The following is a 15,357-nucleotide window of genomic DNA, read 5'->3' as shown; positions in this document are numbered from 1 at the left end:
CAATCCAATACTGTTATGAAAAGTCCTTATTCCCGGCTACCGTCATGTTCTATTGGTTGAAGTGTTTTAATGCCGGTCGTTCCATAACCGTTCCACTTTAGATAATAAAATATAGGATCAGGTTCGGACATATTTAATTCTTGACAAAGGTTTCAAAGGTTGAAAGCGTGATATCGCTGTGATTTGATTTATTCAATAGGTGTCCTGTCGACTCAAAAATAAATTTAGACGGATAAAATTGAACATGCAGTAACTTTTTCAGCTTAATCGCCTGAGTGTTATACAAAACTGGATAACTGATATTATATTTACTTATCATAGCTTTGATGTAAGTCGTATCCTTCTTTAGCTCTTCTTTGTCACAATTAACAGAAATGAAATATACATCCTTCCGATTTTTGATTTTTTCGTAAAGTGCATTTAGTTCTTTAATTTCTGCGATACACGGGCCGCAGTCTAAAGACCAAAAATCTATCAACAGGTATTTAGCATTATGTATTTTATCATTGTCGATATCTCCTTGATTAAGATTCAAATATTTAAAACTTTCATAAGCGCTACTATTATCTCGCACTAATTGGATTTTTTCGGAAAGCCCAGTTGCCTTTCTGTAATTTTCCTCGGCAAGAGCGGGGTCGATTTTTAAGTACCATGACTTTAAGCTATCTAAAGGAAAGGCATCTTTGCCGACTGTTTTTGCCATATTATTTAATATAGCAAGACCGTTATCTTTTTGACCCGTCTTATAATAATGATCCAATAAGATTTTTGAGCAGTCAACAATTCCTCTTTCATCAACCTGGTTTGTCTGGCTCTCCTTTAAGAGGTAATTCATTGCTTCCTCGGGGTGTCCTTGATAGTATAAGTTTTTGCACTCCATTTCAAATTTATAGTCATTGATGATTTTAAGCAGATCAGATACAAAAACTTTCCCTTTCGCGGTAGGTGATGAATACGACTCAAGCAAATTTTTCAGACCAGTGTAAAAAGAATATAGACTACTAAAATCAGGTTGTGATAAATGAGCTTGAGTTCCAAAAGTGAGTGTGTTCTTTAATGACCCGAGCCATATTAATTTTAAATAACTATCAGAACGGTTTTCTTTGAAATTGTTGTAGTCAACCAATAACGAAGGAAACATGTATTTGGAATATAAATGATATTCGACGTTTCTGTCAAGCTGTAATTTTTGAGTGATCGATAAAAAGCTCCACATGTACGAATAGGAATCTAAGTTTAGTAATGCTTTGTTATTCAAATCCGGTTTCGGCGTGGACTGCTTTAAAATATATTTTCCCCACTCTTGATTAAAAACAGAAAAGAGACTATCCATTGTCTGATTAGATGCATTTAAAGGACGTAACCGAATCTGGGGAAAAATATAATTGTCCTTTAAAAAATTTTGCTGAAGAATGCTTCTTGCCAACTTATCATCGTTTACTTGCCCCTGAACCAGGCGCGCATTTAAACAACAGATGCAGGTCACTGATAATATGAGTATTATTTTTTTCATCCAATTACTTAATTATTGCAACGACAAAAATTCTTATGTGGAAATACTGAAAATCTGTCCCCAGCTAAAGTGTCTTGTTTATATATTTATTAAACGAAATTATCTGTTAATTAATTGCTGCCTTCTTTGCATCTCTGACTTTTATCCCCTTATTATCCGGGAATTGTGGAGGAATTGATCTTGAATTTCCAAAGAAATAACTGAGTGAAAAGCCGAACGTTCTAAATTGTTGCTGACTTGCCAGCGTACCGTTTACCAACGGAGAGGTATAATTTGTATGAGTATTATTCCCCTTATTCAGTAAATCGCTAATGGAAAATCCAACGGACATTTTTTTGTTAAATAAAGATTTATTGATAGACGTGTACAATTGTGGGCCGTCATAGTATATTTTACTAAACGGGGTAAAATCGTGATCTGTGTAACTTAACGCCGAATGCCACCTTAAGCCACTCACGGGTGTTACATCCGCCTGCAATGTGAGCGTATAATAATTACCGTTTAACTTCCAGGGTTCATTTGTCTGCAATGTTGTATGCAGATTGTATAAACCATATTCAATACTGCCATTGAAACTCAGCTTAGTATTAAATTCCCAATTAACCGAACTGTTCAAAAAAATCTTTGTTTGCTTATCCAAATTCTCTTTAATTTTTAATAATGCATCATTAACAATGTTGTAAGGCCCATAATCTATCAGCCCGTGATCAGCTTCGTAAGACAAGGTATTACTTAAGGAAAATTTCTTTATTTGAATCGTCTGGTTCAAACGATAATATTCATTAATCTGAGGATTGATATTGCTTGATCCCATATTGCTATTAAGCTCCGTCTGTGTCCTTGTGCTGGGATTTAAATCGTCGCCAGACGGCAACAAGATTTGCCTATTGTATGCTGCAGAAAATGCACCAGCCTTAGCGGTCGGCAGATAAAATATGATGTTTGGGAAATAATCAATTCTTGAATCGTGTATTCCATAAGGATAAAGAGCGATTTGACTTAAATCCAGCCGGTTATTAATTGTGACAGATAATTTTTTAATCGGAAAACGAATTTTATAGTATAACGAGGTAATATTTTGGGAATATGTTAGGTCTTGATTTGCCCCAGTTGAGGATGGTTGGAGATCCTCAATATTAAAAAAGAAGTTTTTATCAGAGTGGAATTGATATAGCGCGCCAAATTCCATTGCTATTTTATTTACCATAAAATCATGCCCAGCTAATATACTATAATCATTATTTTGATCTTTAATGTGGCTGATGATTCCTGCACTATCTTTTATCGCCAGGTTTAAAGTGGTATTTGTCTCTGAGTTCGTGTACCATCCTCTTACGAAATAAGAACTATTAACATTAACCTTATAGGTTAATCCTAAGTAATTGTTAATAAGTCTTGGATTAAATGCAATTAGAAGGTTTTCTGTAGATTTAGCAGATGCGCTTAAAAATTGATCGATTAATGAACTTGAACTTTGATTTAAATCAATATTGTTATAGGAGAATGAATAATTGATTTTTAGTTTTTTACTCAATTGGGAGTTCAGGCTTAAATTCGTAAAAATGGGAGAAGTGTTATTCACACCATTTTGATCCCTTTTATAGATGCCATCCCCTGAACTTGAAATGACATAGTTTGAATAATTAGAAATTTTAATGTCAGTAGAATATCTGTTAACCATTAAATTAACAAATGTGTTGTCCTTGGCGATATTTCCTGTAATCGTACCAATGTTGTTTTTTCGGTTGACCGCAACATTTGCAATAGCAATGCCATTAAATGAAATTTGTGGTGTTTTTTTAGTAACTATATTTACAATAATTTGATCAGCCTTTATATCGGATGACAGCGTGCTGTTATTTATGATTTCAACTCGCTCTATATCTGCCAAGGGGAAATTTTCGATGGTCTGTTGAGTGACTTGTGTGCCGTTCAAATAAAAAACCGCATGTAGGTTCCCGTCCACTAAATAACCATCTTTCGAGAAGCGAATACCTGGGATTTTCGTTAATAAATTTTTGCCGATTGGCAAGTCGCCTACTGTGAATGAAGATGCTTTATATGATTTTTTTTCAGGGGTAGAATAATTAACGTTGCCCGTTACGCTAACTTCCTTTAAAGTATTCAAATGGTTTGAGTTTACGTCAAGCACGCCGAGATCTGTTTCTGAATTGTTGATTATCGGAAAATTGCGAAGATTGATAGCAGTATCCAACGAGAAAAAAAGGGATTGACCTGATAGCCTGATAAGGTAAAATTTAACAGGAATTTTGAAATGTAGGTAACCTTTATTATCGGTCATTACATTTTGTTTAAAAGAAGTATCAGTAGGGCTATTAATTGTAAAATTCAGATAGCCTGTATTAAATTGATTTTTAGAATTGGTTATTTTTAATTTGAACGTATTAACGGCATCGCCTTTTTTTTGAGCAAGGGTTGAGAACGATAATATGTTTAATAAGATACATACCAAGGTTTTTGCCGGTAGGCATTTAGGATGTCTGAGTTTTATGCCTAACATAGATGAAACTTGCTAAGATTAACAAAATAGAATTAAGTAATATGTGATCATTCCAGTTGAGCATACCAATAATTCCACCACAGCTACAAGGTATGTACGGACTTTTTGTAAGAATTAAAAAAATATAAGTGGTGAACATTGCCAAGAGAAAAATACTTAGGAGTATTCCTTTTATCCGGGTTTTACGAATTATCAGTAATGCAGAACAAGTGAGCTCGATGATTATGACAAAGATGCCGACAGCCGGAACTAAATTTAGGGGAATGATGGGTGAGCGTGCTAAATCGTTGAGAAATTGCCCCCAATCTACCAGCTTCGATAAAGCTGTATAGAAAAACAGAGCGAAGAGAAAATATACAACAATAATTTCGACCAACGTAAAAAATCTTTTCATATTCGACTATTTAAAAACGCATATATACCCATTGAGTAAAATGATATATAATTGTTGACCTACGAAAGAAAAGCCGGAGGCTGGAGAATGCAATCGAGGTAAGGGGATTTTATAGGAGTATAGATAATTTCTTTTGTTTAGCAGATCGTAAACATCGAGAATAGTAGTATCAGTAAAGGAAACTTTTTTATCATTATCTGCCAGCAGGGACGACAAGACATACAACTTATCCTTGACGACCTGGCCATATCTATTTACAAAAATTGGTTGCGTTTTATAAGTGTAGCGTGCTGTGCCGCTTATTCGTTCAACAGCCGGAACATTTTGCACCGTGTCAATAGTATTAGACTTAAATTGCAGTCTCAGATTTTTATCTAACCAAAGGATTGTATTTTTAAAATAACAGAGGTATATAAACCCGTTTTTATAGGGGAGAATCCTACCGTCATCAGTTAGTTTAATTCCATCATTAAACAACTTTGGGCTTTCTACAGCTTTGATGCCTTTTTTATAAATAACAATTTCAAACGTTGGACTATTTTTATAAAAATTCTTGCATAAAATATCTGTTTGGTCTAATACTATGGGGTTAAATGAAGAAGGGGCAGTTTTAGCTGAATCAATAACTTTCAGCCGCCGATTAACTATTTTGAAGACATGGTATTTGCCACTATTAGAGTCAAAATAGTATAAAGTATCATTACGGAAGATACAGTCATTGGCAATCGTAGTGCTCTTTGCAGGAAGGGCAATTGAAATTGTATCTATCGCGCTTGTGACGTCTGTATATAATGCTAAATTATTTTGTTTCGAGTAGGTATATATTCCCTCTTTATAGTAACCGGCAATTTGACTGAACCCTGAAAATATTTTTTTGCTGCCAATATATTTAACCGGAGCCTGCTTATATATTCTTTTAAATCCCCCATTTTTTACAAATTGATGTGAAGTTTTTTTAGTGGAATACATAAAAAGAAGAAATACTGATAATACACCCACTATTACAAATGCCAGCACATTTCGTAATTTCTTGAAAATGGTCATAATGGACTACGAGGGGTTAAAAACTTAAATATGATCTATGAATGAATAAGAATTTACAAAAGGCTTTACCCGAAAGATTTATCGCCGTTAAAAATTATTCGAGTAGTTAAAGAAAAAAGAGGCTGTTCTCGACCTGAAGTGAACCCCAAAAGTTAGACAAAAACTTTTGGGGTTTATTATTTATGTCAAAGCACACATTTGAAGAGAAACTTGATGTAGTTTCTCAAGTAAGAAAGGGAAAGCCGATTCTACGGATATCCCGCGAACGCCATATCCGTGAAGGCATGATATTGGAATGGGTTCGGAAATATGATCTTTATGGCGAAAGTGGGCTGCTCAAACAACCTAACGTCAAGCCCACGCCTGATTTCAAAGAAGAAGTTGTAAGGCTTGTCATAGAAAAAAAAGTACCTTTAAATCAGGTTGTTCTGGAATATAGATTAAGCAAGACTGCTTTAGAGCGCTGGGTAAGATCAGTACGGGTTGAGGGATATGCAGTACTATACCAGCAAAAGAATCCTGGACGACCACCTAAATGCATGGGAAGATCAAAGAAGCTTGAACCTGAAACAGAAGTAGAGAAGCTCCAGGCGGAAAATAGCCGTTTGCGGGCGGAGAACGCACTATTAAAAAAAGTCACGGCCTTAGTCAAGGAAAAAGAAGCCCGCGAACGCATGAGTGGGCAAAAGCCATCGAAGAACTAAGGCCCGAACATGATGTTTCAATTCTATTGGATTGCAAACAGATGGCTCGTTCTGTATTTTATTATCATCGCAAGCGCCTAAATGATGATAAATACAAGCATGAAAAAGAAGAGATCGCAAGTATATACCACTTGCATAAAGGCAGATATGGTTATCGGCGGGTCACCGCCGAAATGAAGAACCGGGGTTATAGCATAAATCACAAGACTGTCCAAAAATTGATGGGAACATTAGGCCTAAAATGCAATATCAGGAAAGTAAGTTATCGCTCATACAAAGGTGAGGTTGGTAAAATTGCCCCTAATGTACTTGAAAGGGATTTTGAGGCAAATCTGCCTAATCAGAAATGGGCTACGGATGTCACTCAGATGAACATTAAAGGGGAGAAGATCTATTTATCTCCTATAATTGACATGTTCAACGGGGAAGTCATTTCTTATAGTATTTCAAAATCTCCAAATATGCAGATGATAGATGAAATGTTATATGAGGCTTTTGATAAAGTGAAAGATATAAGGGGACTTATTTTTCACTCTGACCAAGGGTGGCAATATCAACATTATGGATATAGAAAGGCTTTGGAAAAACATGGAATTATTCAAAGCATGTCCAGAAAGGGAAACTGCTTGGATAATGCCTTGGCCGAAAGCTTCTTTGGGATCTTAAAGACAGAATTACTGTACAAACAGAGCTTTGAAACTGCGGAAGAATTTATAACTTCGTTAAAAGAATACATTCATTACTATAACAATGAAAGAATAAAAAACAGGTTAAATGGAAAGAGCCCGGTGGAATACCGAGCTCTCGTACAAAAAACTTAATTTTGTAAACTGTCCAACTTTTTGGGGTCACACCAACCTGTGAGACAGCCTCTCTTTTTCAATGCACTTAGTTACTGAGCAGTACTGTAAACTAAGACACCCGGAGTAGAATGGGTTACACCGTCTGGCCCGGTAAAGGCGTAACAAGTGTTGTCCGCTGGTACACATGTGCCAGTAGAAGCTTCAGCTTTAGCTTTAGTGATTGCTACACCGGCTATTACCATAACAGCCAATGTTACTTTTAATAATACTGTTTTCATAAAGTGTTTTTTTTTAAATGATACATTTAAATTTATACCTTATACTTTTTGTTAAGTAAGGATTGCTTTATTTTCTATCCCGAATTATTGCCATTCTATCCCGAAAAAGGCGGCTTCTACAAAAACAATTGAAATCACCCGGAAAAACAACCTCTTATTTTAGGGCTTCATTATATTTTTCTTATTCTAATCAGATTCTTTTAATACCATTTTCAAAATATTGGTTAGGATTGATGACTCCCTTTTCAACTGTTTATTTCTTCTATATATTCTTAATTGTGATTGATTTATGGGTTATGGACTTTTGAAATAAGTGTTTACTTAGATCAGGGAAACAGAAATGGTAGATTACTTATTACCGATAACACCTTGTTCAATTCGCCCATTATTCCCCTGCCGCACCCTTTCGGATGATGAGGTGCGTTAAGGCCGGGTCGCTCAATAACCTTTCCATTTCTGATAGAATGATCTGCTGCACATCCTGTTTGATCTGGAAGTAATTTCTTTGAACAATGGCATTTTCCAGTTTGCGCACCATCGGTATCGGTTTATACGCTTGAATTTCCTTTTTCAGCGCCTCATGGTCATTAATGATCTCACTATGAAAGGCCTTCAATTCTATCTTACAATCCGGGTTATCCGCTACCATGCCCACAAACTCGCCCGAACTCAGGGCGGCGATCTTTGACGGCGGCACGGCGGCTTCCAGTTGCTTAGACCTGCTTATCGATGTATCCGAACGATTAATGGATAAGCTTTCCCTGTCCTGCATGATCTTGCCGACCTTTTCTGATACGAGCTTCGCCGTATCGCCGGATACCTGACCCACTGCCATGTTGCCCACGATGTTCATAATCACATCTGCCTGCTCACGGCCATAATCCTTACGCAACTGGCTGGCATCCTGAATACCCAAACAGGTAGAAATTAAATTACTGCGGCCGGTACTGATCGTTGGTATGATATCCGTTGTAAGGGTAGGAAATTCGTCAAAGATAAGGCTGCACTTCAGCTTATCCTTTTGATTTATGATCTTCAACAGCCGGTTGGTAAACAATGATAAAACGGCCCCATAGATTTGTATTTTCTGCGGATTGTTACCCATGCAAACGATCTTCGGCGCATCAGGATTATTGATATCCAGCGTAAAATCATTGCCTGACAAAACATAATACAGTTGCGGTGATGAGATGCGCGCCATCGTGATCTTGGCTGAAGCAATCTGCCCTTCTAACTGCTCTACCGCATCCCGCATGTAAGCGCTGACAAATGGGTTGATCAATACATCAATTTCTTTTTGAGTGCGCAGGACGGTAAACAAGTCGTCGTATTCCACCTGCATCAGCTCGATGACATGCGGCAGGGTACAAAACTCGCCGCCCTTGTACTTGCGCAAATACCAGATGATGGCAGTCAAAAAGTTGATTGGCGATTCTACGAAAAAATCGCCTTGTCGCTTCAACCACTCGCGGTTCAGGCCCAGCAGAATAGTACGCGCCGATTCAACGGCATCGGTAATGTCCAGCATGGCGGATGGATCAAGCGGGTTACAACGATGGCTGTGAGAAAGGTCGTCGAAGTTGATCGAAAAGAATTTCGGCGTTACCTTATATTTATCCTTATTGTTCAACCAGGTATTATAGGCGATGACGGATAGGTCGGGCATTTTAAAGTCATAAACGAACATGGCGAAGCCCTTGCGTATATGCTGAGTAATGATATGCCTGATAACGAAATAGGACTTACCCGAACCGGGGCTGCCTAACACGAGCACCCCCCGGAAAGGATTTATAAAATTCAGCCAACTGTTCCTGTCTTTCGTTTTCAGTCGGTATCGCGCGGGCAGGTTAACGGAGTACTCATTTTCGATCAGTCTTTCCTCCTGGGGAAAGGTTTCATTCTCGCTGTTAAATATGTCATTAGCCAGCTTATCCCGTATGATGCGCGATACCATCGTTCCACCGCTCAGGAACAGCAGGTAACCTAAGCTTGTAACAGCCATATAGAGCAGCGCCACGCCGCTCATTGCACCCCTTATCTGTAATAGAAAATAGCTGATAAAAAAGAAAACCAAGCCGGTTAGGAGGTAAATAAACGCTGTTTTGAAATTCTGTTTTTCGTCCTTTTTACCTTTGACGCCGATAAGCGCAATAATGAGGAATCCCAAAGCGATCAGCTTTGATTTTTGGAAATTTCTGAACAGGCCTGTGGCAATGATATTGTTTAAAATCCTGTCCGATAGCGGAGCCACCAGATGCCATCCGGCAAAGGCACCATAACACTCCTTGTAAAAATGTATTACCAGTATGGCAATACTGATCAGCCTGGTCATGTCCAGGATCTTGCGCATGGCCTGATCGTTTTCTCCTGTCTGCATCGTTTCTCCTTCACTAAATTAAACCATCAAACCTGCGGCGGTAATTGCTGCCGCTTTCTTTTTTTCTTTGTTCTTTTCAACTGCCAGTCCATCTGCCCGCCCTGAAAATCCGGCTCTAATAAGACATCGGCCAATCCTTTGGCGTTGGGCAACTGATCACCAGGAGGAAAGGGATTTCCACCCTGTTTACGTTCGGCATCCGATACTGCGCTATTGCCAGTGGCGGCGCGGTTGAAAGGTATTTTTTTTCCCGCCGCCAGTTTTGTTTTTTGCTCACCCGCCCCACCATTTGTACATCGTTCTAAAATAGCTTTGGCACTATAAGCCTTACCTAATGCGCTACCATTAAAAACACAACCTTTTGCATGATCGACGTAAGTTATACCATAAATGACACCGTTTTCGTTTTGCCGGATCACCGTATCAATTCCCTGATCTTTTAAGACTGAGATCAGCCCGTTCAGGTCAAGCCTGCCATGCAATAAGGCGAGGTCAATTGCATTCTTTACCCTGACCCTGTGCGGTTGCTTCGCAGCGTCATTGGTGGCAAACTTCGCTTCGAGAAATTTCAAACCCGGCTTGTTATAAATGTCACTGGCTTTGATTGGTACACCGACTTTGTTACCCTCATCATCCAGAACCCGGTAAACCAAGCCCCGGTGCCTGAAAATTCGTGAGCCTTCGCCGCCCCGGTCAGCCGCTACGTTATACAATTGCAGGACTGCGTTCAATTCCGCAAGGGACGCAAATTTGTAGCGTGGCAGCACATTTTCCAATACGTTAGCAATCGCCCTTCTGGTTTCTGTGCGGCCATAAGCAACCTTCTGCGCATTAACCGGTTTGAGCCGGTATGCCTGTTGCTTCGAGCTGTCATCGGCTTTCACCAGACCGTATTTTTTTTCCAGTTCCCTGCGCGTTTTTTCGGACTGGTTTTGCCCGATGTTCTGCGTATCGACGCGCTTGCCATCAGCCCGAACCTTTACAGAAACCAAATGAATATGTGGATGCCCGGCGTCGAAGTGCTGATACATCAAATAAGGCAGATCATCGAAGCCTATTCCCTTCATATAGGCATCCGCGATCTCGCGCAAACGATCCTCCGAAAGGTTTTCGGAAGGGTCAAAGTTGAGCGAAATATGGACACTGTTGCGGGTCACGTTTTCATTTAGCGCCGCCTGATTTTGCAGGCGCGCCAGCTTTTGTTCAAAGGATAAATTCTGATAGTCAATCGGGTAATTCCCGGCACCTATACAAAGCGCAGCACCTTCTTTAACCTTGTTCTCATTGTAGTTCAAAAGCCGCAAAAGCGAGTGTCCCGTTTTAATCACTGCAACCATACCGCCGCCAGCTTTTCGACCTGTGAAACTACCTCATCCATTTTGCCAAACAACACACTTTTATCCCGCTCAAAAGCCGTTAGCCAGAACTGCATTTGCGGCAGATGATCGAGCGTATGCAGGCGATGCACCGCCTGGTTAAAGTTTACGCCAATGGCATTTAATTCCTTGCGCAAAAGCATCAGTTCGGCCATTGCCTCGTCCATCGAACGATTTCGGTAACTACTGACCAGCGGCCTGTTAAAAATGATGCGGCGCACATAGTCGCTGAGCTTGCGGCAATTGCTTTTCTTCCATTTTTTTTCTATTTCTCCATACTCTGTTACGGTCAGCCGTAAGCCGATTATGCGGCTGCGGTTCTCATGTTCCTGTTCCATCACACATCCCTTTCCCCGTTAAAATCCTTTCAAAACCAGCACTTTCCAACCCGCCCCCGACTTCGGAGGGGGCGGCAAGATGCGGTTGTTGTTAAACAACCGGACATCTTGCCGATTGCGAAAAGGCAATCTTTCGCCAGCTACCGGATGGCCACAATCCGGAATTTCGTAAAAGCTGACTGATCAGCTTATTTTTTGTTTAAGCTGTTTTTTTGTTGACAGCTCCTTTTTAGTGAGCCAGTCGTTTAAATCCTTGTATTTGCTATAAAAGCTGCTTTCATCCCTATAGCGTTCACTTAAGGATAAGGCGTATTTTGTATATGCATTGCCAGTGGTATCGTTGTCAAGCCAAAGCCCGATGGCCTCATGCTGCTCCATAAACGGGCGCGCTCTTTGAAAAAAAGCTGCGCTATTTAAGATCACGAAATCTGAGTTGCCTGCAAGTTTGTTCTGTATTGTCGCCTTGTAAGTCAGGAAGTCAAGGAAGCCCTCGAAAACCTGCACTTTTTCTGCGCCGTTATTGATGGTGGTGATGTCTTTAGGGGCACTGCTTTGTTTGACAATTTTGTTGCGTAATTCGTAACCACCTGCATTATTTTTAAAGCCGATAGCATAGTAAGAACGTCCTTCTATTTCGTAGCTTACCTCCCGGCAAAACAGTTCGGCAACGGACACCGGTATCATGCGTTCATGAAGGTAATTTTTAAGTGCATAAGACCAGAGCGGGCGGTCACCTTTGATGATGATCCCGTTGTTCGCTTCACCAAAATTTGCAGATGAAATCAACGACTGTTCGCTGGGCTGTTGAATGGAAAAATCGCCGTTGAATTTCCCTTTCAGTTCACCAATGCTGCATTTAAAATAAAGCAGGCCAAAGTCGATCAGGTTGCCGCCTTTACCATCACCGTGATCGAACCATTTGTTTTTTGTACGGTTGACATGAAAGCTGGCATCGTCTTCATTTCGCAGTGGTGACAAGTAATAATAATCCACTCCGTTCCGGCTTGGCTTTGCCGGTTCAAAACCTATGGTAGCCAGGTAATCCACCATGTCCAGCGCCCTGATTTCATCGAGCGTAAGCCCTTGTTTAGTTGTATCCATCACCCACTAACTGCTATCTACATCATTAAACCAAAAGCGAAATTAAACAGCACAAATGGCATTAACCTATCCCCGCTAAATTTTGATAGGGATAGTAAAAGATCTAACCTTTAATTTTACAGCCGTTAAATAAATTAAAATTTTAATGTATGGCAACGAATGTGATGGCCCAGGTGTATGAAACATTATTGTGCAGCCCTGGCATGAATGAGGCGGTGAAGGTCGATGTCAAGATCAACCGTAAAACGGTTTTATTATTGAACAGCGTAATCGAAAGGGGACTAAGTGTAAAGGACGGTGAACAATCCCAGGGGTTACTTGAACTGATACCTAAAGAAACAGTTGAGGAACTTAAACAATTCTCGGATGAATGCCTAAAAAAGGCAGGCCTGACAGAGCTAAGTGAAAAAATGAAGAGCTGGAACCTAAAATAGCCCGCCGGTAACTATTGGTACGGCCTGCCAATACTGGCGGGCCGTATATTTTGCAAAAAACAAATTACAAGAACAAGAAAGCTAATAGAAACCGATAAGGCAAGTGCTATGCGTTTAGCCGGTCGTTAAGGATGCGTTCCGGCGCAGCCGGGTGGCATCCTTAAGCGAAGCGGGCGACCGGCTAAACGCATAGCTCTTGCAGCAGCAGGATAAGCGGGAGAGCCGTAATGACGTGCGCTTAGCGCGCAAAATGAAGGCGAACCGGCTTATCCTGCATTAAAGCCAATTGCGGGTGAAAAAAGAAAGATAAAAGACTGGAATTAACCGGCCTGAAATAGAATAGCCTACGGCATTTGCTAAAATAACGTTAGCTGAACCATACTAACCTGTACCTGACTGATCGCTCTGAGTGTAGCCATAATAACAGGCTGTTTTACATTCGTCGTATCTTTATCGCCAATTCTGGCGGTCATCATCTTTTTGATCTCATCAAGCGCATAAATAAGAGCGTCCTGGCGACAGCGGAATTGTTTACCGTAAATAGAAAGCCCATAGCCGCCGCCCGCCATCCCGTAACTGTAATTAAGCGCATAAGTCCAGATATGATTAATGCCACGACCAAGATAGATATTGCTGTATTCACCATATCTTTCTGAATCACCTAACTTAATATCTTCCTTTTCCAAAAATTCCGATCTGCAAAACCAGTCGTTTTTGTCAAAAGCGATTTCGGTAAAGCCAAATTCTAAACCCTTGCGGTAAGCGTGTACATTCATCAGGATGTGGCGGATGTCCTTACCGAAGCCTTTAAACCATGCCAGCTTTTCGGTATTATTGCTTTCAATGGCTTCCAATATTTCGGCAATCATGTTCTTTTCCCATTGAACACTAAAATGATTGGCTTGCAAATAATTCTTTATTGTAGCTGAATTGAGGGTTAATGCACTATTTTCCATAACTTAAAAATTAATTTCTGTGCCTGGCTACATAGTTTAAACCCGCTATGTCAAGGGCGGCTGTAAAGCCGTTTATGTACCCTTGACATAGCGGGTTTAAACTATACTTTTGCTTAAGAAATTATTTTTATAGTTAGGGAAATAGAATATACCCTTATGGCAGACAGTTAATTGGCAGAAAAAAATGATTGCGGAATTTTTATTCAGATGCAACATTGGCTAATTCGTCGTGTTTTTTAACCAGCCTTATTGAATGAGCAAGAAGAAAAGCAAAGTCAAGGAAAACCCCCATAAGTTGCAAGCCAAGCATAAGCACGACTATATCTCGCGCTTAAAAATGGTTTGCGATAAGCTCGTTGGCACCGGCTGGTTCGAATTGATTCCTGCGGTTGATATCGATGTCATGTACGACAAGCGCTATCCATCGCTAACCATCAAAATGGCACCTGGTACGGCCATTGATGAAGTCCGCTGGCAAACCTACCGTCGAACGCTATCTGTTTTACTTGACGCTCCAGCATTTGACATTGCTGAGGAGAATATTCCACTCAAAACGATGCTCAGCGAGGGCCTGACTTTAATACATTTTGTATCTATGATGGCTGAAAATCGATTTCCACGATCCGAAGAACTCCGTGCGGTATTTAAACCCTTTCTGATTACCGCCAATGGGTACTACAGTTCCATAGCCGACCAGGTTGCTTTTCTGTTGTTTTTGATGGATGTGCGCAATGGAAATTTCCGGGACGGTTTTCTACACGCAGATCGTACACAGACTAACTTAGGGAAAGTTCGGGCAACAGAGAATACGATCTTTGTTCATTTATTTAAGCCAATTATCAGCAGCATCGTGATCAATGGCCGCAAGCGCGAAATAATAGCCGTGAACAGGTTTGTTCCGCCTGGAATAAGTTTGCAAGTCAAATTCAAGCCTTCGGCAATTGGTCTGATATCAGCGGTAAATGATACTTTACCGGTTTATATTCAGCGCCACGCCCTTCATCGCCTGGATGAGCGACTGGGTTTACAAGCCAACAATGTACATGCACATTTATTTTTCAGCCTGTTTGAACAGCCGGTAAATTACGTCTCTGGGAAGGGATGCACCCTGATCGAGTTTAATATGTATGAATACAAAGTAGGTTACTTACTGACTACGGTTCACGACGATAAATTGATTGTTCGCTCCTTTCTATTCTTAACTAACGATGGAACACCCGAAGGACGTAAATTGCGCCAGCTTACCGGGTTGGAGAAATATGACAAAAAATATTTGGGTATTGATAAGTTGTCCACTTTTAGTGCATATAATATTCATGAAGACAAAGAATTGAGCGCTCTTTTTAAAGAAGCAGGTTGCGGTTCATTGCTTGATGCAAGAAACCTTCAGGCTATCACCTCAGACTACACGCCTGAACGTGACAAAGCAAAACTGCATAAATATCTTAATGTCGATTAGTCAAGTCGATGTTTCCAGGAAACGGTACAGACAAGTGCCTAATTAATGAGAAGAACAAA

The 15,357-nt window shown here is 40.2% G+C and carries 14 protein-coding genes; 4 read left to right on the top strand and 10 right to left on the bottom strand.

Annotation, left to right across the window (positions count from 1 at the left end; all coding sequences use genetic code 11):
* Window positions 1-133 precede the first annotated feature (133 nt).
* The 4 genes from MUCPA_RS07110 to MUCPA_RS07095 all read right to left on the bottom strand — a co-directional run bounded on the left by MUCPA_RS07110 (window position 134) and on the right by MUCPA_RS07095 (window position 5,472).
* On the bottom strand, window positions 134-1,513 hold the full coding sequence (locus MUCPA_RS07110) for a TlpA family protein disulfide reductase (protein WP_008505378.1): 1,380 nt from the start codon (window positions 1,511-1,513) through the stop codon (window positions 134-136).
* A gap of 106 nt (window positions 1,514-1,619) precedes the next feature.
* Window positions 1,620-4,034 carry an outer membrane beta-barrel protein gene (locus tag MUCPA_RS07105; RefSeq protein ID WP_008505377.1) on the bottom strand — a complete coding sequence of 805 codons (2,415 nt, stop codon included), beginning with the start codon at window positions 4,032-4,034 and terminating at the stop codon, window positions 1,620-1,622.
* Entirely contained in the window at window positions 4,006-4,428 is a 423-nt protein-coding gene (locus MUCPA_RS39495) for a MauE/DoxX family redox-associated membrane protein (protein ID WP_008505376.1), read from the bottom strand. Before MUCPA_RS39495 ends, MUCPA_RS07105 begins: the two co-directional genes overlap by 29 nt.
* Window positions 4,429-4,434: 6 nt before the next feature.
* Window positions 4,435-5,472 (bottom strand): hypothetical protein, encoded by a 1,038-nt coding sequence (locus tag MUCPA_RS07095; protein ID WP_008505375.1) that lies wholly within the window; start codon window positions 5,470-5,472, stop codon window positions 4,435-4,437.
* Between the two features lie 182 nt (window positions 5,473-5,654).
* On the opposite strand from MUCPA_RS07095, the gene MUCPA_RS07090 reads away from it, so the two are divergent.
* Window positions 5,655-6,176, top strand: a complete 522-nt coding sequence (locus tag MUCPA_RS07090; protein ID WP_008503751.1) for a helix-turn-helix domain-containing protein — start codon at window positions 5,655-5,657, stop codon at window positions 6,174-6,176.
* Complete coding sequence (locus MUCPA_RS07085) at window positions 6,098-6,997, top strand: IS3 family transposase (protein ID WP_157544057.1); 900 nt, start codon at window positions 6,098-6,100, stop codon at window positions 6,995-6,997. Before MUCPA_RS07090 ends, MUCPA_RS07085 begins: the two co-directional genes overlap by 79 nt.
* Window positions 6,998-7,068: 71 nt before the next feature.
* Here MUCPA_RS07085 and MUCPA_RS07080 read toward each other — a convergent pair whose 3' ends face one another.
* The 5 genes from MUCPA_RS07080 to MUCPA_RS07060 form a co-directional block, all read right to left on the bottom strand.
* Window positions 7,069-7,257 (bottom strand): hypothetical protein, encoded by a 189-nt coding sequence (locus tag MUCPA_RS07080; protein ID WP_008505374.1) that lies wholly within the window; start codon window positions 7,255-7,257, stop codon window positions 7,069-7,071.
* A 385-nt stretch (window positions 7,258-7,642) separates the two neighbouring features.
* Window positions 7,643-9,634 carry a conjugal transfer protein MobC gene (gene mobC, locus MUCPA_RS07075; protein ID WP_008505372.1) on the bottom strand — a complete coding sequence of 664 codons (1,992 nt, stop codon included), beginning with the start codon at window positions 9,632-9,634 and terminating at the stop codon, window positions 7,643-7,645.
* Between the two features lie 26 nt (window positions 9,635-9,660).
* Window positions 9,661-10,971: a relaxase/mobilization nuclease domain-containing protein gene (locus MUCPA_RS07070; protein ID WP_008505370.1), complete on the bottom strand. Its 1,311-nt coding sequence runs from the start codon at window positions 10,969-10,971 to the stop codon at window positions 9,661-9,663.
* Window positions 10,959-11,348: a plasmid mobilization protein gene (locus tag MUCPA_RS07065; protein ID WP_008505368.1), complete on the bottom strand. Its 390-nt coding sequence runs from the start codon at window positions 11,346-11,348 to the stop codon at window positions 10,959-10,961. The genes MUCPA_RS07070 and MUCPA_RS07065 overlap by 13 nt, the downstream gene beginning before the upstream one ends.
* Window positions 11,349-11,531: 183 nt before the next feature.
* A complete protein-coding gene (locus MUCPA_RS07060; RefSeq protein WP_008505366.1) occupies window positions 11,532-12,449 on the bottom strand; it encodes a toprim domain-containing protein in 918 nt (305 codons plus the stop codon).
* 149 nt (window positions 12,450-12,598) lie between these two features.
* Between MUCPA_RS07060 and MUCPA_RS07055 the strand changes: the two genes are divergently transcribed.
* Window positions 12,599-12,883 carry a hypothetical protein gene (locus MUCPA_RS07055; RefSeq protein ID WP_008505364.1) on the top strand — a complete coding sequence of 95 codons (285 nt, stop codon included), beginning with the start codon at window positions 12,599-12,601 and terminating at the stop codon, window positions 12,881-12,883.
* Window positions 12,884-13,239: 356 nt separating this feature from the next.
* On the opposite strand, the gene MUCPA_RS07050 is transcribed toward MUCPA_RS07055, so the two are convergent.
* Window positions 13,240-13,839, bottom strand: a complete 600-nt coding sequence (locus tag MUCPA_RS07050) for a hypothetical protein (RefSeq protein ID WP_008505362.1) — start codon at window positions 13,837-13,839, stop codon at window positions 13,240-13,242.
* A 253-nt stretch (window positions 13,840-14,092) separates the two neighbouring features.
* Between MUCPA_RS07050 and MUCPA_RS07045 the strand changes: the two genes are divergently transcribed.
* Entirely contained in the window at window positions 14,093-15,298 is a 1,206-nt protein-coding gene (locus MUCPA_RS07045; RefSeq protein ID WP_008505360.1) for a hypothetical protein, read from the top strand.
* Window positions 15,299-15,357: the final 59 nt, after the last annotated feature.

This window comes from Mucilaginibacter paludis DSM 18603 (genome assembly GCF_000166195.2).
In the GTDB taxonomy this organism is placed as follows: domain Bacteria; phylum Bacteroidota; class Bacteroidia; order Sphingobacteriales; family Sphingobacteriaceae; genus Mucilaginibacter; species Mucilaginibacter paludis.
This window is presented reverse-complemented; position numbering and strand designations above follow the sequence as displayed.

Bases quoted from the DNA above. Each gene is read 5' to 3' on its own strand.
- MUCPA_RS07110 (WP_008505378.1), bottom strand. From the start codon at position 1,513: ATGAAAAAAATAATACTCATATTATCAGTGACCTGCATCTGTTGTTTA.
- MUCPA_RS07105 (WP_008505377.1), bottom strand. From the start codon at position 4,034: ATGTTAGGCATAAAACTCAGACATCCTAAATGCCTACCGGCAAAAACC.
- MUCPA_RS07055 (WP_008505364.1), top strand. From the start codon at position 12,599: ATGGCAACGAATGTGATGGCCCAGGTGTATGAAACATTATTGTGCAGC.
- MUCPA_RS07045 (WP_008505360.1), top strand. From the start codon at position 14,093: ATGAGCAAGAAGAAAAGCAAAGTCAAGGAAAACCCCCATAAGTTGCAA.
- MUCPA_RS07095 (WP_008505375.1), bottom strand. From the start codon at position 5,472: ATGACCATTTTCAAGAAATTACGAAATGTGCTGGCATTTGTAATAGTG.
- MUCPA_RS07090 (WP_008503751.1), top strand. From the start codon at position 5,655: ATGTCAAAGCACACATTTGAAGAGAAACTTGATGTAGTTTCTCAAGTA.
- MUCPA_RS39495 (WP_008505376.1), bottom strand. From the start codon at position 4,428: ATGAAAAGATTTTTTACGTTGGTCGAAATTATTGTTGTATATTTTCTC.
- MUCPA_RS07050 (WP_008505362.1), bottom strand. From the start codon at position 13,839: ATGGAAAATAGTGCATTAACCCTCAATTCAGCTACAATAAAGAATTAT.
- MUCPA_RS07065 (WP_008505368.1), bottom strand. From the start codon at position 11,348: ATGGAACAGGAACATGAGAACCGCAGCCGCATAATCGGCTTACGGCTG.
- MUCPA_RS07080 (WP_008505374.1), bottom strand. From the start codon at position 7,257: ATGAAAACAGTATTATTAAAAGTAACATTGGCTGTTATGGTAATAGCC.
- mobC (WP_008505372.1), bottom strand. From the start codon at position 9,634: ATGCAGACAGGAGAAAACGATCAGGCCATGCGCAAGATCCTGGACATG.
- MUCPA_RS07060 (WP_008505366.1), bottom strand. From the start codon at position 12,449: ATGGATACAACTAAACAAGGGCTTACGCTCGATGAAATCAGGGCGCTG.
- MUCPA_RS07070 (WP_008505370.1), bottom strand. From the start codon at position 10,971: ATGGTTGCAGTGATTAAAACGGGACACTCGCTTTTGCGGCTTTTGAAC.